The following is a 19,639-nucleotide window of genomic DNA, read 5'->3' on the forward strand; positions in this document are numbered from 1 at the left end:
TCATGAGCGAATCGTGAGCGTCACCGGGCCGGGTCCGAGCCTCCGGCCGCATCTGTGCCCGCGCTCCTTCGCGCGTACCCCCGCCGCCTCCGCCCCGGGGCGAGCCGCAGCACGAACACCGCACCACCGCCGGGCCGGGCGTGCACCGACAGGCCACCCCCGTGCGCGACCGCTACCCGGTGCACCAGCGAGAGGCCGATGCCCGTGCCCCCGCCCGGCGAACGGAACCGCTCCATCAGTTCCGGCAGCCGCCCCGGCTCCACCCCCGGACCGCGATCGGCGACCGAGACCTCCGGCCCCCGCACGGTCACCAGCGGACCGGCCCTCTCCGGCCCCCGCACCGTCCCCGGCGGACCGGCCCCCTCCGGCTCTCCGGGCGCACGACCATGGCGTACGGCGTTGTCGAGCAGGTTGCGCACGGCCACCCGCACCAGCGCCGCGTCGGCCTCGACCACCGACTCCTCCAACCGCAGCGTCCACCCGCCCCCGGCCCCCGGCAGCTCGGCGCACGCCTCCTCCACCAGCTGGTCCAGGCGCAGCGGCTCCAGCCGGAGGGCGTCCACCCCGGCCTCCAACCGCCCCCGCGTCAGCAGGTTCTCCACCACATCGGCCATCCGGTCCGCCGCACGCCGGATCCGCGGCACCTGGGCGTCCGGGCCGCCCGCACCGTTCTCGGCCATCTCCACCGCGCCCCGCATCACCGCCACCGGTGTCCGCAGCTCGTGCGCCGTGTCGGCCAGCAACCGCTCCTGCTGCTCCAGCGCCTGCCAGGCCGGCCGCATGCTCCGCCCGGACAGCACATGCCCGGTGAACGCCGCGAGAGCGGCCAGGGCGGCGCATCCGGCGACCAGGGAGACGACCAGACTCCGGTGCTCGGCGGCCCCATGACCCGGATCCCCGACCGCGACCGCCGCGCCCGCCACCTCGTCCGTGGCGTCGTGGTAGAAGGGCACGGCCAGCAGGTGAACGGGTTCTCCCGCACGGTCGCGCGCCTGGGCCCGCACCGTTTCCTCCGCGCGCATCGCCGAGCGCGCCGCCCGTGCCACAGCCCCGGCCGGCACGTCGAACCGCTGGACACGGCCCCGGAACACCGTGGCCGTTCCGCCGCCGGGCCGGCCCTCCAGCACCAGGATCTGGGGCGTGCCCGCGGTCGCCTCGTCGTCATCGAGGCCGTCGAGACGGATCCGGTCGTCCTCGTAGTAGACGAGCGAGGCGGCGACGGCCGCACGGCGTCGCATCTCGTCGAACTCGGCGGCCCGCCGGGACTGGTCGTCGGTACGGATCACCAGCCAGGACAGGCAGCTCAACCCGATGACGGTGATCAGCGTGTAGGCGGCGGTCAGCCTCAGTTGGAGCCGGCGCAGCCGCGCCCTCGCCGGGGAGCCGCGCCGCCGCCGTACGGGCCGGACCATCAGCAGCTCCCCGGCCCCTCGCCCAGCAAGAACCCCTGTCCGCGCACGGTGCGCACCAGGCCCGGGGCCCCGAGCTTGCGCCGTACGCCCGCGACGACGGCGTCCACCACATTGGAGACCGGGTCGGCCATCTCGTCCCAGCAGTGCTCCAGCAGAGCGGTACGGGTGACGACGCTGTCCCGGTGGACCAACAGCTGCTGGAGCACGGCGTACTCCTTCGGGCTCAACGACAGCAGCACCCCGCCCCGCCGCACCTCGCGCCGCGCCAGGTCCATCACCACGTCCGCGCAGCCCAGGAACGCCGGCAGCCGCTCGGAGGCCCGCCGCGTCAGGCTCCGTACCCGCAGTACGAGCTCACGCATCGCGAACGGCTTCGCCAGGTAGTCGTCCGCCCCGCTCTCCAGCCCGCGCAACCGGTCGTCGAGCGCGTCCAGCGCGGTCAGGCACAGCACGGGCACGGCCCAGCCGGCCCGCCGCCTGTTCTCCAGCGGCACGAGGGAGTCCCCGGAGGGCAGCATCCGGTCCAGGACCACGCAGTCGTACGCGTTGACGTGCAGCATGACGTCCGCCTCCGGCCAGTCGTACGCACCGTCGACGGCGAAGCCCGCCTCGCGCAGTCCCGAGGCGACGACCGCCCGCAGGTCGTCGTCGTCCTCCACCAGCAGCACGCGCAAGGAGGAGCCTCCGAGTCTTTCGGGAGAAGGAAGGATGGAGAGAAGGGGCGGGGGATGAGGTAGGGGACTGGGACCGTTCCCCGAAAACGGCGGACCATCGCGCCCGCACGACTTGAACCGCCGTACGACCGGGACCGCCGTACGACCTGGACCGCGGTACGACCTGGGGCCGGGGGAGAGACCCGCCATCCTAGAGTGTCCCCGCCCACCTGCCTCGGCCCGCCCATTCTCTGCCGCGGGCTGGCCCTCCGAACTCTCCCGCCCCGCGGGTCGCCCGAACCTGCCCGCAGGTCAGCGGGACCCGCGCCCGCCCCCGCCAGTCAGCCCGGCCGCCCGCCGTCGAGGGTGTCGGCGGCCTCGGCCACCACCGCCTCGGCCACGGTCGCGAGGGCCGGCGAGTCCAGCTTCCACTGCTGCCAGTACAGCGGCACATCGACCGTGCGGTCCGGCGCGAGGACCACCAGCCGGCCGGTGCGCAGCAGGGGGTTCGCCTGGACGGTGGGCACCATGCCCCAGCCCATCCCCGCCACCACGGCTTCCACGAACCCCTCCGACGTCGGCACGAAGTGGCGCCGGGCACTGGCGCGCGGCCCACAGCCGAGCGAGCGGACGAAGGCGTCCTGGAGATCGTCGCGCCGGTCGAAGCCCACCACCGGGGCGTCCGCGATCAGATCGCGCAACGGAGTGTCCGTCCCCCGCCCGAGCCGGCGCCCGGCAAAGGCGGCGCTCGCCACCGGCAGATAGCGCATCCGGCCCAGGCTCCGCACCGAACACCCGGTCACCGCTTCCGGCGACGAGGTCACCGCCGCCATCACCAGCCCCTCACGGAGCAGAGCGGCCGTATGGTCCTGGTCCTCGCGGCGCAGCTCGTAACAGAGCCCCAGCTCCTCCGGTACGCGACGCAGGGCCGCCATGAACCAGGTCGCCAGGGAATCGGAGTTCACCGCGATCGACAGGCGGGTCGGCTCGCTGGGACCGGTCAGTCCCAGCGCCGTACGCGCGTCACGCTCCAGCCGGGCCAACTGGCGGGCGAAGCGCACCACGACCTCACCGGACTCGGTGGGCCGCACGGGCTTCGTCCGCATCAACAGCACGCGGCCCGTGCGCTGTTCCAGCGACTTCACCCGCTGGCTGACCGCCGAAGGCGTCACATGCAGAGCGTTCGCCGCCGCGTCGAAGGTGCCTTCGTCGACCACGGCCAGCAGGGTCCGCACCTGGTCGAGGGGGAGTTCTGACATCACAAGCGCTAATGATACGTAAGAATCATTAGCTGTACAGGAATACCGAAGGCTCCCTAGCGTCGACTCCATGACCAACGCCCTGACCACCGCGGCCGCCGGATTCGGCACCGGCCTGTCCCTCATCGTCGCCATCGGCGCCCAGAACGCCTTGGTCCTGCGCCAGGGCGTCCGCCGTGACGCCGTCCTGCCGGTGGTGGCCATCTGCGCACTGTCCGACGCGGTGCTCATCGCGCTCGGCGTCGCCGGAGTCGGGGCCGTCGTCGTGGCCTGGCCGTCCGCTCTGACCGTGGTCTCCCTGCTGGGCGGAGTGTTCCTGATCGCCTACGGCGTCCTCGCCGCGCGCCGGGTCTTCCGCCCCTCCGCCCTGCACCCGCAGGACGCCCCCGCGGGGGCGAGGCGAGGCGTCGTGCTCGCGTGCCTCGCGATGACCTGGCTCAACCCCCACGTGTATCTCGACACCGTGTTCCTGCTCGGCTCCATCGCGGCCGATCGCGGACCGCTGCGCTGGACCTTCGGGCTGGGCGCGATCCTCGCCAGCGTGTGCTGGTTCGCCGCACTCGGCTTCGGGGCCCGCCTTCTCAGCGGACTCCTCGCCCGCCCGTCCTCATGGCGCGTCCTCGACGGTCTCGTCGCCGCGATGATGATCGGCCTCGGAGCCCGGCTACTCCTCGCGGCCTGACCTGCACCGCGGATCGCCGGGGCTTTACTCGACTCAGTGACTCAGTGACTCAGTGACTCAGTAACTCAGTGACTCCGCAACTCAATGGCTCCGCAACTCAATGACTCGGCACTCGACGACGCGATGACTCGACGGGAGGTCTCTTGCCCGTCCGGGCCCCCACGGGGTTGACGCGCAGGGGCAGTTCGCCGTTCTGTTTGGCTTGGCGAGGAGGCGGTGGGGCCTGCGCTTCCACCGGACGAAGGGGTCGGCCCGGCATCGGTGAGCGAAGACGTCGGGATAGAAAAAAAACCGCTTAGTCTGTATCTTATCAGCGCGTGTGCACCGCATGACGGCTCGCCATCACTTGACCCCTTGGGGGGAGTTATGCCCGAAGCAGCAGTGTTGTCCGACCCCGTATCGGCGTCGGCCACGGGTTCGGAGGCTGAAATGGCGTATCCGGTGGCAATGGAACTGGTGCACCGGACCAGGGCGGAGGACGCGTTCCCGCGTCACTGGACACGCCTGGGCCCCGACCGGTTCGCCGTGGAGACGGTGCTCCCGCACGACCACCCGTTCTTCGCCCCGGTCGGAGCGGACCGCCACGACCCGCTCCTGGTCACGGAGGCGATGCGCCAGGCGGCGATGCTGGCCTTCCACGCCGGATACGGAGTTCCGCTCGGCTACCACTTCCTGATGGCTGATCTGGACTACGTGTGCCACTCCGACCACCTGGTCGTGGGGGGCCTGCCCACCGTGATCGACGTGGAGGTGTCCTGCTCCGAGCTCAAGTGGCGCGGCGGGCTGCCGGTGCAGGGCCGTGTGGACTGGGTGGTGCGCCGCGCGGGGAGACTGGTCGCGACGGGGATGGGGGCGACGAGGTTCACCAGCCCGCAGGTCTACCGCCGGATGCGCGGCGGATGCGCGGTGCCGGGCGTGGCGATACCGCGTACAGCGCCCGTTCCCGCCGCCCGGGCGGGCCGCGACCGCGCCGAGGACGTGGTGCTGTCGGAGAGTTCACGCGAGGGAGTGTGGGAGCTGCGGGTCGACACCCGTCACCCGACGCTCTTCCAGCGGCCCAACGATCATGTGCCGGGGATGCTGCTCCTCGAGGCGGCACGGCAGGCCGCGTGCCTGGCCGCCGGCGAGGGCGGGTTCGTCCCCGCCGAAGGGCGCACCCGGTTCCACCGGTACGCGGAGTTCGGCAGCCCGTGCTGGATCGGCGCGGAGATCCTGCCGGGCGCCGCGCCGGGCGAGGCGAGGATACGAGTGACGGGCGATCAGGACGACAACCCGGTCTTCGCCACCGTGTTGTCCGGGCCTCTCGCCACAGGCTGACTCGGGCTGAAGGGGACTGGCTCGGGCTGCATCGGGCTGACTCGGGCTGACGTGGGGCTCGGGAGTGCCGCAGCCCTGGAGCCCTGGGAAGGCCGGAGCCCGGGGAAGGCCGGAGCCTCGGAGTCCCGGGAGGCCGGAGCCCGGGAGCTCCAGGCCGTGAACTGTTTTGTCGTCGGTGCCGTGCAGGGTGATGTCGGTGTATGAGAGGTGCGTCGGGTGATTCTCGTAACGGGTGCGACGGGGGCGGTGGGCCGCGAGGTCGCCGGCCTGCTGGCGGGGGCCGGGCCGGTGCGGATCCTGGCGCGGCGTCCGGACCGGGTGACGGTGCGGGGGCCCGAAGTCGAGGTCGTCGCGGGGGAGTACGGGGACCGCTCCGCGCTCGACCGGGCGCTGCGGGGGATCGACTCGGTGTTCCTGGTGACGAACAGCCCCACGGAGCCCGACGACGAGAGGGTCGCCGCGGCGGCCGGAGCCGCCGGGGTCCGCCACATCGTGAAGCTGTCGATGATGGCGGTGGAGGAGCCGGACGCGGACGACTTCATCACCCGGCTGCAACGGGGCAACGAGCGAGCCGTCCGGGAATCGGGAGTGCCCTGGACCTTCGTACGCCCCCGGACGTTCATGTCCAACACGCTGTCCTGGGCCTCCGGCATCCGGTCGGACGCCGTGGTGCGAGCCCTGTACGGGGACGCGCCCGTGGCGTGCGTCGATCCGCGGGACGTCGCGGCCGTGGCTGTCGCCGCCCTCACCGGGACGGGCCACGAAGGAAGGGCGTACGCGGTGTCGGGGCCGGAAGCGATCACCGCGCGGGAGCAGACGGCTCAGCTCTCCCAACTGCTGGGGCGGCCGTTGCGCTTCGAGGAACTGAGCCCGGACCAGGCGCGCGAGTCCCTGCTCGCCAAGTACCCCCGGCCCGTGGCCGAGGCGTTCCTGGAGAGTGCGGAGCGCCGGCGGGCGGGCGCGAAGGCGGCCGTGACGCCCGCCGTCGAGGAGCTGACGGGCCGCCGGGCCAGGACGTTCCGTACCTGGGCGGCAGACCACGCCGAGGCGTTCGGCCCGTCCGGGCCGACTTCAAGGACCGAAGGATCCCCGACTTCAGGGACCGAAGGATCCCCGACTTCAAGGACCGAATGATCCATCGTTCCCGCACCCTGTTCGTATGTTCCCCTGGAAATCAAACCGGTACGTTGGTTTGATATTTCCCATGACGCCGCTTATTCGCTCCGACAGGGAGTCCCCGGCCTCAGCGGCTCCCTGTCCGTGCCTCCCTGCCGACAGTCCTTCCCCCGAGCGGAGGCTCCGGTGACCAAACAGGAACGTGCCACGCGCACGCGCAAGGCCCTGATCCACTCCGCGGCGACCGTGTTCGAGCGACACGGATACGGCCAGGCGCGCCTGGCGCTGATCAGCGCCGGTGCGGGGGTCAGCACGGGCGCGCTGCACTTCCACTTCGAGAACAAGGCGGCGGTCGCGGAAGCCGTGGTCGCGGAGGCGTCACACGGTCTGCTGGACCTGTCCGGCAGCATCCGCCGGAAGGCGAACACGGCTCTTCAGGCACTGGTCGACACGTCGCACGCGCTCGCGGACCTGCTCTGCCAGGATCCGGTGACCCGGGCCGGATTCCGGCTCAGCCATGAAGGGGAGAGCGCCGACGAACCGAGCCTGCGCACCCAGTGGCGGCACTGTGTCCGGGAACTGCTGGACGAGGCAGCCGCCGACGGGGCCCTCGCCGACGGAGTCTCCCGCCAGGACGCCACGACCACGACCGTGGCGGCGACGACCGGGTTCGAGGTACTGGGACGGTACGACGCGGAATGGCTCTCCAGGCCCACGGTCACCGGCTTCTGGCGGTTGATGCTGCCCCGGCTCGCCACCGCCGAGGCATTGGCCCACCTCGACCCGTCCGGGACCGCGTCGGCGGCGACGCCCCCCACCCGGCACGAGGCCCGCGGGCCGGCGTCGACCGCACCGGCCTGACCTGGGCAGATCCGCACCGGCCTCACCTGGAGATCCGCCCCGGCCCGACCCGGGGAGATCCGCCCCGGGCCCCCGGCTCGCGAACGCCCCCCACCCGCAGCGCCGAACCACCCGCAGCGCCGGACGGTACGCCGCCGGAGCGTGCCCGGCCCGGGCGGCGGACCGGAAAGACCGCCCCAGGCCGAGTCAGCGCGCCGTGTCAAGACGGCGTCCCCCTCGTCCCCCTATCCGCCCGACCAGCGCGAAGACGGCCAGGGAGACCGTCGCCGCGGCCCCCGTGGCCAGCATGTCCCCGACGTGCCGGCCCAGTTCCGGGCGCAGGGCGTCGATGAGCACGAACAGGACGACGGCCCCCACGAGGCCCGCCGCCACCCCTGCCGGCCAGGAGCGGTGGCGGGCCCAGAACCACTGGACGAGCCCCGTGCCGACGAGCGGGGCGACAGAGAAGTGCTGCCTGTCGAGTGCGACGAGCACGCCGCACCCCAGCCCGCTGACCACCCAGCAGGCGACGGCCACCAGCGCCGCCTCACTCCACGCGACGGCCCGGCTCACCACTCCCGCCCCTCGCAGAGCACCTCGCTCGCCGTTTCGAGCATCCGCGTCTTCCTCCCCCGCTCCCCGGGGCCTCAGAGATGTCGAGGCCCCCCGGCGCACCATGATGACTGGTCGGGCGCGGCGCCTCATCCGCCGGGGTACCCCGGACGGGCAGGTCCGCGGAACGTCGTGGCACGAGTGCGGGACCGCTTCGGTGAAGTGGACGGACACCGCACCCCTGAACGGGTTCATGAGTTGCGGGCCGGGCGGGCGGCGGAAGCCGACGCGGGCGACGGCCGCCGACCCGGCGGCACCGCAGAAGGCCGGTCGCTCCGCTCCGACCCCTCCCGCCCTACACCGGGCCGAACCAGCGCACCAGCGCGGCCTTGAGATCCCGCGCGTCCTCCGTCCCGCCCCGAGCGCTCCACACCGCGTAGCCGTCCGGCCGCAGCAGGACCGCCTCCGTCGGAAGCCCGTCACCCTCGGCGGTGGCGGCGACCACATCCACCCGGCCGGCCCACGGGCGCGCCACCTCGTGCACATCCGGACGCCCCGCCGCGTCCAGCAGGAGGCCGCGTCCCGAGTGCAGCAGCGCGGCCAGCGCGACCGGGCCCCGCTCGGTCCTGAGGCGCAGGTCATGGACGAACCGGCCGGCCACCGGGTCCTCGGGCCGCCCCACGTCGTAGACCGTACGGGTACCGCTCACCATTCCGGCGAGGTACGCGTTGACCTCCTCCAGCTCCATGAGTTCACCGAAGAGCTGCCGCAACGCATCGGCTGCGGGGTCCGGGTTCATCAGCGCCACCTGCGCCCGCACGTTGTACAGCACCTCGGCCGCCACCGGGTGCCGCTCGCTGTGATACGTGTCCAGCAGGTCCGCGGGCGCCCAGCCGTTCACCTCGGCGGCCAGCTTCCAGCCGAGGTTGACCGCATCCTGCAGACCCGTGTTCAACCCCTGGCCGCCCGCGGGAAAATGCACATGCGCGGCGTCCCCGGCCAGCAGGATCCGGCCCCTGCGGTACTCCTCCGCCTGCAACGCCGCATCGCTGAACCGCGTCAGCCACTGCGGAGAGGACATCGCCACGCGCTCGCCGGTGATCCGCTCCGCCTCCCCCCGGAACTCCTCGAGCGTGACCGGGGAATGCCGATCGGGGTGCGGCCCGCGGAAGTCGTACGTTCCTATCCGGCTGCGCCCGTACGGATTGACCCAGAAGATCGTCCATCCGCGCTCCGTACGCTGCCAGCCGGCCGGCGCCCGATGCGGCTCCGCCAACTCCACCTCGCCCATCAGACAGGACATCGTCGGCAGCGTCCCGGAGAACCGGATGCCCGCCTGCTTCCGTACGGTGCTGCGCACCCCGTCACAGCCCACCACCCATCCCGCACGCAGCACCGACTCACCGCCGGCGCCGCGCACCGTCAGCCTGACCTCGTCGCCCGCCTCCTCGACGGCTGTGACGTCCTGGCCTCGCCGGATCACCGCGCCGAGGCTATGTGCGCGTCGGGCGAAGACGTTCTCCGCGTACGCCTGCGGACTGCTCAGCAGGGCGGGGAACTCCTCCACCACAGGGGCGAGGTCCAGGCCGAACAGGCCCCCGAAGTGGAACGGCACCTGCCGGTGCCGGTGTGCCGTCGCCCTGTGCGGGCCGGGCTGGACGGCCTCGAGCAGACCGCGCCGGTTCAGCGTCTGCGCGGTGCGCGCGTGCAGGGTCCCGGCCTTCGACTCGCCTGTCGGCGCGGGCAGGCGCTCCAGCACCGTGGTGCGTACACCGTGCAGGGCCAACTCCGCCGCGAGCAGCATCCCCACGGGGCCGCCGCCCACCACCGCGACATCGGTGTCCCGGACCATCTTCGTTCCCCTTTCAACGGGCGTCATCGACGCCGGACGCGCGTGGACCGGCGAAAGCGCCGGCTGTCTTCCCGGCGGCGGGTCCTGCTCATCCACGGTCGGTGGGAAGGCGATGTCCGCTCCGCCCGCGCAGGAGCAGTACGGCCGCGAGTGCGGAGATCGCGAAGACGACGCCCGCGGTGGTGAAGGCGAAGGCGTAGCCCGATGCTTCCGCCGCCTCACGGGCGGTGGCCCCGGCGCCGAGGGTGCTGGTGTGCGAGGCGGCCAGTGAGGTCAGTACGGCGAGGCCGATCGTCGGTCCGGTCTCCAGCGCGGTGTTGACGACGCCCCCGGCCAGACCTGACTGTTCCGCCGGAACGTCGTTGAGCATGGTGATGGTGGCGGCGGAGAAGACCAGGGCGATGCCGGCCGGCAGCAGCAGCAGTCCGGCGAGGGCCGGGCCCGCGTACGGGCTGTCCTGGGTGAGGCGGCCGAGGAGGAGGAGACCGGCGGCGGCCAGCGACAGCCCGGTGGCGATGACCGTCCGGGAGCCGAGTCGTGCCACCAGACGGCCGCCGAGCGGCCCGACGGCCAGCAGGACCGCGGTGAAGGGCAGGAACGCCGCCGATGTGCGCAGCGGAGACAGGTCCGCCACCTGCTGGAAGTAGAGGGAGAGCAGGAAGAACACGGTCGCCGTGCCGGCCGAGGCGATGAGCACCGCCCACAGCGCGGTCGCCCGACGCCGCGACGCGAGGAAGCCCGGTGGGAGCAGCGGGTCGGGGGCCCGCCGTTCGACGAGCGCGAAAGCGGTGAGCAGGACGACGCCGAGGGCGCTCGGCACCGTCACGGCGGCCGAGGTCCAGGAGGTCTCGGCCGCGTGGACCAGGCCGTAACTGAGCAGTGCGAGGCCGGCGGTGGCCAGGACGGCGCCGAGCACGTCGACCTTGCCGTCCGCTCGTGTCCCGGCATCGCGGGGCAGCACCCGGGGCGCCGTCAGCACCACGGCCGCCGCCACCAGAGTGGGGACGAGGAAGGTCCAGCGCCAGGAGAGCCACACGGTCGCGGCCCCGGAGAGGAGGGTGCCGAGTGCGGCGCCCAGGGGGGCGAGCGCACCCCAGACGCCCATGGCCCGGGCGCGGGCTTGCGGGGTGTGCTGAAGCGAGACGGCCAGGGCCATGGCGGCGGGGGCGGCGAAAGCGGCGCCGGCGCCCTGGACCAGGCGGGCCGACAGCAGTGTCGTCACGTCCGGGGCGAAAGCGCCGACAGCGGAAGCCAGGCCGAACAGCGCGGTGCCGACGACGAAGACGCGGCGACGTCCGTACAGGTCGGCGATGCGGCCGCCGAGGAGCAGCAGACCGCCGAAGGACAGTCCGTAGGCCGCGCTGACCAGTGTCAACTGGGCGACGGACAGGTCCAGTTCGGTTCTGAGGCTGGGCAGGGCCACGGACAGCATGGTGATCGCCAGCACCAGGACCACCTGGACGGCGGCCAGCAGCGCGAACGCCTCTTTCGAACGGCCCGGTGAGGGACCGGGCGGAACCGTGGTGGTGGCGGACAGGGAATCGTCTGCGACGGGCATCGAACGCCTTGCTCTGAGCGGGGCGGCACGGTTGCCGCCCATCGGTCGGGTGGGCGACGCCGTCCCGGCCCGCCAGGAACGGCGGGTCGGGACGGCGTCGAGGCCGCCGCGGGACGGAGCCGGCCTCACATGCGGAGCAGAGGCGGGCGCGGCCGCCTCTGCTCAGGCGCTGGCCCCGCCATCGGTCACCAGGTCGTGGCCGACGACGAAGCTGGAGTCGTCCGAGGCCAGCCAGAGCACGGAGGCGACGATCTCGTCGGTCTCGGCGAGCCGGCCGAGCGGAATGGTGCCGTTCAGCCTGGCCGCACGCTCGGCCTCGCTCTCGCCCGGCATGAAGGTCATCGGGGTGTTGGAGGCGCCGGGGCTGACCGCGTTGATCCGGACGCCGTCCTTGATGTGGTCGAGCGCGGCGGCCCGGGTGAGGGTCGACACGGCGGCCTTGGAGGCCGCGTACGCACCGGTGCCGGGGTAGCGGAGGTGGTAGCCGATGTTGGAGGCGGCGTTCACGATGACGCCCCCGCCGTTGGCGCGCATGTGCTGGATCTCGTACTTCATGGTCAGCATGACGCCGGTGAGGTTGACCGCGATCTGGGTGTGCCACTGCTGCTCGTCGATGTCGCCGGCGGGGCCGAGCGCGGCGAAGATGCCCGCGTTGTTGTGAGCGATGTGCAGGCCGCCGTGGCGGGCGACCGTGGTCTCGACCAACGCGCGTACGGAGTCGGCGTCGGTCACGTCGACCGTGACGGCGCTCGCGGTGCCGCCCTCCTGCTCGATCAGCTTGACGGTCTGCGCGGCGTTCTCGGCGTGGAGATCGGCGACGACGACCGTGGCGCCGCGCTCGGCGAAGGCACGGGCGCTGCGGCGGCCGATGCCGGAGCCGGCTCCGGTGACGAGCGCGACCTTGCCGTGGAACGTTGCGGACATGCGAAGTCTCCTGACGCGAAAGGGGGAGGGCGGAGCACCGATATTTCTGTGCCGCCTGACACATAAATAATGCACGCGCCTCTTCGGCAGGTCAAGGGATATATTTGACGCACGACACAGAAAGGTGGCCGAGCATGGCAGGCAGAGGCAGACCGCGCGCCTTCGACCGCGACGAAGCACTGCGCAAGGCGCTCGGGGTGTTCTGGGAACGCGGCTACCAAGCCACCTCGATGAGCGATCTGACTGCCGCCATGGGCATCAACTCGCCCAGCGTCTACGCGGCTTACGGATCCAAGGAGAAGCTGTTCAAGGAGGCCGTCACCCTCTACACGGCGACCGAGGGCCGGTACACCCGCCGCGCCCTCGAAGCGGAGCCCACCGCCCGCGCGGCCGTGACCGTGATGCTCCAGGACAACGCCGCCGCCTACGCCGACCCCGCCACCCCGGCAGGCTGCCTCACGGTGCTGGCCGCCCCCATCCCCCTGCGGGAGAACTCCTCGGTCGCCGCCCACCTCGCCCGTATGCGCGCGGAAGTCCGGGACCTGATCCGCCTGCGTGTGGAACGGGGCATCGAGGACGGTGACGTACGACCCGAAGCGGACGCGACGGCCATCGCGCTCTTCTACAGCACCGTGCTCAACGGCCTGTCCATCCAGTCCCGCGACGGCGTTCCGCTCCCAGGACTCCAGCAGACGGTCGACGGCGCCATGGCCGCATGGGACGCCCTGGCAGCTCCCGGCCGGTGAGGACGAAACCCGAGCCGGCGGGTTCGGGCGGCCGCTGTCCCTGAGCCCGACCGGGCCGGGGCGGGTGACGTCCCGCCCCGTCCCGGTCGGTGTGGGGAGGGGCGGTCAGGCGCGTTCGGAGGCGGTGACGCGGATGGAGAAGACCTCCTGCCCGTTCTGTCGGCCGGTGACCAGGGTGCTGATGAGGCCCAGCTCCCTGCGGCGTACGGGGAGGGACTCGATCCAGCACGGGGCGTCCAGTTCGACGTACCGCGAAAAGCGTGCGTCGAAGCTGGTGGGCAGGGTCTCGGCGGCGCTCGACTCGGCCTGGGCGACCTGAGCGGCCGCCTCGAGGAGGACGAAGCCCGGCACATGGTCGTGGGCGTGGTCGAAGAAGATCCGGTTGGTCACGTCCACTCTCAGCTGCCACCGGTGGGGTTCACCGACCGGGCTCAGGACGGCCTGGTCAAGCGGCGTCTGCTCGCCGCGTTCGGCGGGGTCGAGGGCCGGGCCGAGGGCCAGGGCGCGGGCGGTCGAGGCCCGTGCGTCGGCGTGGACGCCTCTGAGCCGGTCGTACAGGGCCGGCGGGTGGGCGATGTAGCGGACCCGGGCGATGCCCAGCGGTTCGTCGTCGCGGGTGACCATGACCTGCGCGGCGAAACGGCTGGATCCCCTCCTGCGCCGCTCCGCCTCGGTGTGAGTGATCGTCATGCGTATGGTGCCGGGACCCGGGTGGGTGCTCAGCGCCGCGGTGACCACCGAGGTGTCGAAGGTCTCCCATCCCAGTCGGTGGTCCAGAGGTATTCCGTGAGCGGCGTGCGACAGCATCGTCAGCGCCTGACGGATCGTCTCGGCCAGAATCAGCGGATGGTAGGCATCGCGGTGCGAGGTGTAGAAAGCGTGGTGCGAGGGCCAGGCGGCGAGGACGGTGTGCGAGACGCCGTCGCCGTGACTTCCCCAGCCGGTGATGAGCACCTGGTCCGCGAGGGATTTGCGCGCCAGGTGCGCCGACACCGGTTGGATGCTGACGATGGGCATGAACGAGCCAGTGGTGACTGCCATTCGGGTTCCCCCCGGAAGCCGTGCGGGCATGAGGCCGACAGTTACTGCACGTACATTCGAGTCATCTCCGAAGTAACATAGAGATTACTATTTTCCTTGTCGAGAGGGGCCGGAGGCCGACTCGTGGCGCCACGCGAACTCAAGCAGCAACGCAGTGCGCGCACCCGCGCCGCCATCTTCAGGGCAGGCGCGGAGGTGTTCGCCGAGTCGGGCTTCGCGGGTGCGAGTGTCAGCGGCATCGCCCGCCGTGCCGAACTCACCCTCGGGGCACTGTACTTCCACTACCGGTCGAAGGAGGAGCTGGCGCGGGAGATCATGCGCGCCCAGCCGACCCGCGTTCCGGTGGCCTTCGACGCACACGGTCTCCAGGCCGCGATCGACACCTCGGTCCTGTGGGCCACGCGCCTGCTGGAGGATCCCGTACTGCTGGCGGGGGCCAGACTGGTCATGGACCAGGAGTACTTCGTCGATCCGCAGGACGGAAACTCGTACGAGCAATGGACGGACGTCCTGATCCCGTTCCTGCGGGAGGCGGCCGAGAGCGGGGACCTGAGGGAGGGTGTCGCCCCGGAGCCGCTGGCGCGGCTCGTGGTCAATGCGGCGACCGGACTCCAGATGAACGAGCAGCTCTCCACCGGCCGGCGTCATCTCCCGGACCGGGTGAGGGAGATGTGGCAGTTCCTGCTGCCCCTGATCGCGACGGAGGAGTGCGGCGCGCAGATCGTCATGCTCCGGGAGCCGTCCAGTACATGACCGGGCGGCGAACACCGGGAGCCGGTTCGTACGGGGCCCGTCCGCAAGGGGCCGCGAGGCGCCCGTACGATTTAATCGGCCCGTGGACAATATTTCCGGGATGTTATCGGGCAAGACCGTCATGATCACGGGAGCCTCGGGAGGCATCGGGGCCGCAGCCGCCCGCCTGTTCGCCGAGGAGGGCGCCTCCGTCGTCCTCATGGCACGCGGCTCCGACCGGCTGAAGGCGCTGGCCGAGGAGATCAACAGCCGCCGGGGCCACGCCGTTTCGGTCCCCGGCGATGTGCGAAGACCCGACGACGTGGCGCAGGCCGTCTCGAGAGCGGTCGAGGAGTTCGGGGGACTCGACGCCGCCTTCAACAACGCCGGCTGGGGTTCCATGGGCCCCGCGCTCCATGAACTGGACGAAGACGCCTACGACGTGGCCATGGACGTCAACGTCCGAGGGACCTGGAACTGCATGCGTCGGCAGATCCCCGTCATGCTCGGCCAGAAGAACGGCGGTTCCATCGTGAACATGTCCAGTGTGGCCGGGCATTGCGCGACAGGGGCCAGCGCTCCCTACGTGGCCGCCAAACACGCGGTCCTCGGACTGACCCGGGCAGCCGCCGCCGAGTACGGCGGACAGGGCATACGGGTCAACGCGCTGATGGCGGGCAGCACCCGAACCGGCCTGCTGGAGCCCTACATCGCCAACTCGCCCGGCATCGAGGCGGAGATGACGCGAAGGGCGATACAGAAGCGCCTGGCCGATCCCCGCGAGGTCGCCCAGGCCGCTCTCTGGCTGTGCGGCGACCGTGCGTCGTTCGTCACCGGCGGGGCCGTTCCCGTGGACGGGGGCTGGAGCGCGGCGTGACCGGAGGCCGAGGGCGGGGCCCGAAGGGCCCTTGTCCCTCGCCCCCGTTCACCGGCGCGGGGCCGGCAGGCCGAGGGGCCCGCCCTGCGGCCGCAGGGGCAGCGGTCCGCCGGGGGAGGCCGTGCGCAGTGCGGGGTGAGTCGTCGGCGCGGGCTCGGCGTCGGCCAGCCGGCTGTAGGCGGAGGCCGCGGACACCAGCGTCACATGGCGGTGCCAGCCCGGATACGATCTCCCCTCGAAATCCTGGAGGCCGAAGCCCCCTTCCATCCGGCGCACGGCGCCCGGGGTCCAGGCATGCGCTCCGGCCAGTTCCGTCAGCTCGTCCAGGGGCTGTTGCATCAGACTGGTCAGCCAGAGGGCCGACGTGCCCCGGCCGTCCGCCGGGTATTCGGCGAACAGACGGCAGAAGCGCTGAGCGTACGATCCGTGCGGCAGGCCGACCACGGCGGTGAGGACCCGTTTCGCTCCGGTCACCCCGCCGTGAGAGGTGGCCAGAACCGTACGCGCCGCCTCGCCATGGGCGTTGAGGAAGCGACGCGCGCTCACCAGAGGGGCGACGTCACTCCCGCGCGGGTTCCGGCCGGGCAGCGGGAGCACGACCGGGAGGTTCTCGGGGACGGCCACGAGGAAGTCGTGCCCCCGCCGCCGCAGACCGTGCAGCAGGCGCTCGCCCTGGTCGAAGCACCGCAGGTCGGTGACCAGGGGCAGCGGGGTGGAGAGCGAGGCGGCCAGACTGTCGGCGAAGGCCAGGACATGGACCCAGTCCGGGACGGGCCGCACCCCGTCAGGGATGCGGGCACGACTGCGCAGGCGCTCGTCGGCCCATTCCCCCGGCAGGTGCAGATGCCAGTCGACCGGGATCTGGCAGCGTCCCTCCGCAAGGAACAGACCCATGCCCACTTGGCAGTTGACGGTCCGGCCGTGGGCGGGATCGAAGCGTCGATGCACGCCGCACGACTGATTGCCCCGCTTGGGCACGACGGCGGTTCCCACCGTCCAGGCCGTTGGACGCAGCCGCTGCTCGACCCAGCGGGCCAACTCCGCCCTCGCCGGCTGCCACTCCCACGGACTGGCGTTGACGAACCGGTGCATCGACTGGGAGGCGGTGGGGGAGTCGGTCACGGCCGCTGCCAGACTGCGCACGGACTTGCGCCCCTCGACGGCCAGCAGGCCGAGCAAGTAGGCCCCGGCCCAACGGCGTTGGTCGGCTCTGGGTAAGTGCGTGAAGATCTGATCCGCGAACTGCGCGACCCTCCGCCCGGCGGCGTGGACGGAGGAGGGGTCCGACTCGTATACAGCGGTGGTCATGGCTGTTCCCTTCGGGGCGGCTCGGGGCGACCCAAAGAATAATAGAGTTCGCTATTGTTTTATCGCATTGAACCAGCCAACCCCCGGGCCGGGCCTCCGCCGGCCCCCCTTCTCCCGCGAGCGCGTGCGAACCAGCCAACCCGAATCGACGAGCTTGATGTCTCTGACCTGCGACTGCACACTGACCGGCACGACAACCGGACACCCGGATCGGCCGAACAACGCAGTCCGCGTGGGATCGCGCCAACGTCACTGTTCCCAGGCGGCCCCGTCGTCGAGCACGGTCGGACGGCGCCCGCGGGCCTGGGCTTCCAGGGAGCGCGGACGGCGTGTCACCACCGACCCGGTGTCGACGGAAGGCAGCTACTTCTTGCCCATGACCGACGAACGCAAGCGGAGATGAGCATGGTGAGGCAGGAACGTGCCGTACGCACCCGGCGGGCACTGCTGGAAGCCGCCGCCGCGGAGTTCGACCGCCACGGCTACGACGGCACGTCGCTGAGCCGCGTCTGCCGCACCGCCGGAATCACCATCGGCGCTCTGACCTTCCACTTCGCCAGCAAGGCCGAGCTGGCGGACGCCGTGCAGTCGCAGGGGCAGTCGATCACCCGCACCGCCCTGGAGAATCTGCCGGACCACCCCGCTCCCGCTCTCCACCAGGCCATCGACCTCATGCTCGAACTCGCCCGGCTCCTCGAGGCGGTGCCGACCGTGCGCTCCGCGGCCCGGCTGAGCCGTGAACGCCCCAAGCCGGATCTGGCGTGGACGGCGTCCTGGGCGGTGCTCGCACAGGATCTGTTCGAGGATGCCTACCTGGACGGCCAGTTGAGCGCGGCGGTGCGCCCCGCGTCCCTGATGTCGCTGTCGATGTACCTGACGATCGGCGTCGAGTGCCGTGCACGGGCGGATCAGGAGGACCCGAGGCCCGGGGACCGCGGACCGAACGCCGTCGACGAGCTCAGACAGGTCTGGGACTTGATCCAGCACGGCATCTGCCGTCGCCCGACCATCGATCTCTGAGCGAACGGACATCCGAACCATTCGCATCACAGTGCGAAACTCGCGGACGATTTAGTCAAGTCGGCATTGCCGCTCCGCACGCCACCCCGGATGGTGGGAAGCCGCGAACGACACACCTACAAGGAGTGAGCGTGGTGGCGACGAATCCAACGAGCGGGATCTCACCGGACAGCGTCCGCTGCGGTCCCGCGCTCCTCGCCGCGGCGTCACCCCCGGTACCGGTGTGAGGGACGCGGGGGAGCGGCCGGACTGCTCCGGCCGGACCGGCTGACCTCCGGTCGCCCGTAGCGGGACCGGTCCGTGTCACCGCGGTCCGTGGTCTGTTCGCGGCCCGCCCGACAGGGGCCGCCGGAACGGGACCTCCCGCACCGGAACGGCCCCGTTCCGAAGCGGCCCCATCGGTTTCACCAGCTCGGATTTCCGGTTGCCCCCACACGGGGCGGCCCGCACAGTCGCGCCTCGAAAAGTCTTCTGTGGAGGGTTTCATGGCGACAGTCGAACGTATGGACGTAGTGGTGGTCGGCGGCGGAATCGCCGGATCCGCCCTCGCGGCGGCACTGGCGGAGGACGGGTACGACGTGCTGCTCCTGGAGCGGCAGACCGTCTACCGGGACAAGGTCCGCGGCGAGGTGATCAACTGCTGGGGCGTGGTCGAACTGCTCCAGCTCGGGCTGGAGGAGAGCCTGCTCAAGGCCGGAGGCAGCTACGTCGACCGCTTCATCGGATACGACGAGATCGTCGAACCGGAGGTCGCGCAGGCCAACGCCATCCCGCTGGACGAGATGATCCCCGGCATCCGCGGAGTGCTCGACGTGGGCCACCCCGAGGCGTGCGAGGCGCTCGCGACCGCCGCCGCCGAGGCGGGAGCCACCGTCGTCCGCGGGATCGGGGACGTCACCGTGACGGGCGGAGCGAACCCCGTCGTGACCTACGAGTACAACGACGTCGAGTACGACGTACCGTGCCGGCTCATCGTCGGAGCGGACGGCCGCACCTCGACCGTACGACGCCAGCTCGGCATCTCCCTGACCCAGACGCCGCCGAACTCGCTCGGCGGCGGGATGCTCGTCGAGGACCTGCACGACTGGCCGGTGAACGTCACCTCGATCGGGACCGAGGGCGACCTCCTCTACTTCGTCTTCCCCCGCGAAGGCGCCCGGGCCCGGCTCTACCTGCTGCACGACGTCGCCCAGAAGGGCCGCTTCTCCGGCCCGACCCGCCAGGCGGACTTCCTCAAGGCGTTCCGCTTCCGCTGCATCCCCGGCAGCGAGATGTTCGCCTCGGCCACACCCTCCGAGTCCTGCGCCTTCTATCCCATGAACGACGCCTGGACCGACTCCCCGGCGGTGCCCGGAGGCGTCCTGATCGGCGACGCGGCCGGGTGGACCGACCCCGTCGTCGGGCAGGGCCTGTCCATCGCACTGCGGGACGCCCGGCTGGTACGGGACGCCCTGCGCTCGCACACCGACTGGACGGTCGACGCGCTGGCCTCCTACCGGGAGGAACGCGAGGAGCGGATGCGCCGACTGCGTATCTCCGGCTCGGTCAGGACCACGATGAACATGACCTTCGGCCCCGAAGGCGCCGCGCGCCGCTCGGCCTACGCCAAAGCCTGGCCGACCGACCCGATTCTGGCCGGCTCCCGTCTCGCCACGTTCAAGGGCGCTTTCGGCGTCCCCGCCGAATCGTTCGAACCCGCCACCATTCAGCGCCTGTTCGCGCTGAAGTAACCCGCAGAGCCGACAGGGAA

Annotated in this window: 18 protein-coding genes; 9 read left to right on the forward strand and 9 right to left on the reverse strand. The window is 71.6% G+C overall.

Annotation, left to right across the window (positions count from 1 at the left end; genetic code table 11):
- Window positions 1-20: 20 nt before the first annotated feature.
- From ACLJPL_RS24065 to ACLJPL_RS24075, 3 genes are all read right to left on the reverse strand, one after another.
- The gene (locus ACLJPL_RS24065; RefSeq protein WP_411082988.1) at window positions 21-1,412 is read right to left on the reverse strand and encodes a sensor histidine kinase; all 1,392 of its coding nucleotides are present in this window, start codon (window positions 1,410-1,412) and stop codon (window positions 21-23) included.
- Window positions 1,412-2,086, reverse strand: coding sequence for a response regulator transcription factor (locus ACLJPL_RS24070; protein WP_411082989.1), 675 nt, complete (start codon window positions 2,084-2,086; stop codon window positions 1,412-1,414). The genes ACLJPL_RS24065 and ACLJPL_RS24070 overlap by 1 nt, the downstream gene beginning before the upstream one ends.
- 320 nt (window positions 2,087-2,406) lie before the next feature.
- Window positions 2,407-3,327, reverse strand: coding sequence for a LysR family transcriptional regulator ArgP (locus ACLJPL_RS24075; protein ID WP_411082990.1), 921 nt, complete (start codon window positions 3,325-3,327; stop codon window positions 2,407-2,409).
- Between the two features lie 67 nt (window positions 3,328-3,394).
- On the opposite strand from ACLJPL_RS24075, the gene ACLJPL_RS24080 reads away from it, so the two are divergent.
- The 4 genes from ACLJPL_RS24080 to ACLJPL_RS24095 all read left to right on the forward strand — a co-directional run bounded on the left by ACLJPL_RS24080 (window position 3,395) and on the right by ACLJPL_RS24095 (window position 7,300).
- Window positions 3,395-4,006, forward strand: coding sequence for a LysE/ArgO family amino acid transporter (locus tag ACLJPL_RS24080; protein WP_411082991.1), 612 nt, complete (start codon window positions 3,395-3,397; stop codon window positions 4,004-4,006).
- 447 nt (window positions 4,007-4,453) lie between these two features.
- Window positions 4,454-5,323 carry a ScbA/BarX family gamma-butyrolactone biosynthesis protein gene (locus ACLJPL_RS24085; protein WP_411082992.1) on the forward strand — a complete coding sequence of 290 codons (870 nt, stop codon included), beginning with the start codon at window positions 4,454-4,456 and terminating at the stop codon, window positions 5,321-5,323.
- 216 nt (window positions 5,324-5,539) lie between these two features.
- Complete coding sequence (locus ACLJPL_RS24090; RefSeq protein ID WP_411082993.1) at window positions 5,540-6,457, forward strand: NAD(P)H-binding protein; 918 nt, start codon at window positions 5,540-5,542, stop codon at window positions 6,455-6,457.
- A gap of 168 nt (window positions 6,458-6,625) precedes the next feature.
- Entirely contained in the window at window positions 6,626-7,300 is a 675-nt protein-coding gene (locus ACLJPL_RS24095; protein ID WP_411082994.1) for a ScbR family autoregulator-binding transcription factor, read from the forward strand.
- A gap of 186 nt (window positions 7,301-7,486) precedes the next feature.
- Here the strand turns inward: ACLJPL_RS24095 and ACLJPL_RS24100 are convergent, their stop codons facing one another.
- From ACLJPL_RS24100 to ACLJPL_RS24115, 4 genes are all read right to left on the reverse strand, one after another.
- Window positions 7,487-7,852: a hypothetical protein gene (locus ACLJPL_RS24100; protein ID WP_411082995.1), complete on the reverse strand. Its 366-nt coding sequence runs from the start codon at window positions 7,850-7,852 to the stop codon at window positions 7,487-7,489.
- A gap of 334 nt (window positions 7,853-8,186) precedes the next feature.
- Window positions 8,187-9,683 carry an FAD-dependent monooxygenase gene (locus tag ACLJPL_RS24105; RefSeq protein ID WP_411082996.1) on the reverse strand — a complete coding sequence of 499 codons (1,497 nt, stop codon included), beginning with the start codon at window positions 9,681-9,683 and terminating at the stop codon, window positions 8,187-8,189.
- Between the two features lie 88 nt (window positions 9,684-9,771).
- Window positions 9,772-11,241 carry an MFS transporter gene (locus ACLJPL_RS24110; protein ID WP_411082997.1) on the reverse strand — a complete coding sequence of 490 codons (1,470 nt, stop codon included), beginning with the start codon at window positions 11,239-11,241 and terminating at the stop codon, window positions 9,772-9,774.
- A 162-nt stretch (window positions 11,242-11,403) separates the two neighbouring features.
- A complete protein-coding gene (locus ACLJPL_RS24115) occupies window positions 11,404-12,165 on the reverse strand; it encodes an SDR family NAD(P)-dependent oxidoreductase (protein ID WP_411082998.1) in 762 nt (253 codons plus the stop codon).
- Between the two features lie 134 nt (window positions 12,166-12,299).
- On the opposite strand from ACLJPL_RS24115, the gene ACLJPL_RS24120 reads away from it, so the two are divergent.
- Window positions 12,300-12,911, forward strand: a complete 612-nt coding sequence (locus tag ACLJPL_RS24120) for a TetR/AcrR family transcriptional regulator (protein WP_411082999.1) — start codon at window positions 12,300-12,302, stop codon at window positions 12,909-12,911.
- Window positions 12,912-13,016: 105 nt separating this feature from the next.
- Here the strand turns inward: ACLJPL_RS24120 and ACLJPL_RS24125 are convergent, their stop codons facing one another.
- Entirely contained in the window at window positions 13,017-13,952 is a 936-nt protein-coding gene (locus ACLJPL_RS24125; protein ID WP_411083000.1) for a ScbA/BarX family gamma-butyrolactone biosynthesis protein, read from the reverse strand.
- 123 nt (window positions 13,953-14,075) lie between these two features.
- On the opposite strand from ACLJPL_RS24125, the gene ACLJPL_RS24130 reads away from it, so the two are divergent.
- Together ACLJPL_RS24130 and ACLJPL_RS24135 are read left to right on the forward strand one after the other, a co-directional pair.
- Complete coding sequence (locus tag ACLJPL_RS24130; RefSeq protein WP_411083001.1) at window positions 14,076-14,705, forward strand: ScbR family autoregulator-binding transcription factor; 630 nt, start codon at window positions 14,076-14,078, stop codon at window positions 14,703-14,705.
- A 100-nt stretch (window positions 14,706-14,805) separates the two neighbouring features.
- A complete protein-coding gene (locus ACLJPL_RS24135) occupies window positions 14,806-15,561 on the forward strand; it encodes an SDR family NAD(P)-dependent oxidoreductase (protein WP_411083002.1) in 756 nt (251 codons plus the stop codon).
- A 48-nt stretch (window positions 15,562-15,609) separates the two neighbouring features.
- Here the strand turns inward: ACLJPL_RS24135 and ACLJPL_RS24140 are convergent, their stop codons facing one another.
- On the reverse strand, window positions 15,610-16,869 hold the full coding sequence (locus tag ACLJPL_RS24140; protein WP_411083003.1) for an IS701 family transposase: 1,260 nt from the start codon (window positions 16,867-16,869) through the stop codon (window positions 15,610-15,612).
- Window positions 16,870-17,274: 405 nt separating this feature from the next.
- Here ACLJPL_RS24140 and ACLJPL_RS24145 point away from each other — a divergent pair, with 405 nt between their 5' ends.
- Window positions 17,275-17,889, forward strand: a complete 615-nt coding sequence (locus ACLJPL_RS24145; RefSeq protein WP_411083004.1) for a TetR family transcriptional regulator — start codon at window positions 17,275-17,277, stop codon at window positions 17,887-17,889.
- A gap of 485 nt (window positions 17,890-18,374) precedes the next feature.
- A complete protein-coding gene (locus tag ACLJPL_RS24150) occupies window positions 18,375-19,619 on the forward strand; it encodes an NAD(P)/FAD-dependent oxidoreductase (protein WP_411083005.1) in 1,245 nt (414 codons plus the stop codon).
- Window positions 19,620-19,639 lie beyond the last annotated feature (20 nt).

Origin of the sequence: Streptomyces sp. cmx-18-6, assembly GCF_046548915.1 — a bacterium.
In the GTDB taxonomy this organism is placed as follows: domain Bacteria; phylum Actinomycetota; class Actinomycetes; order Streptomycetales; family Streptomycetaceae; genus Streptomyces.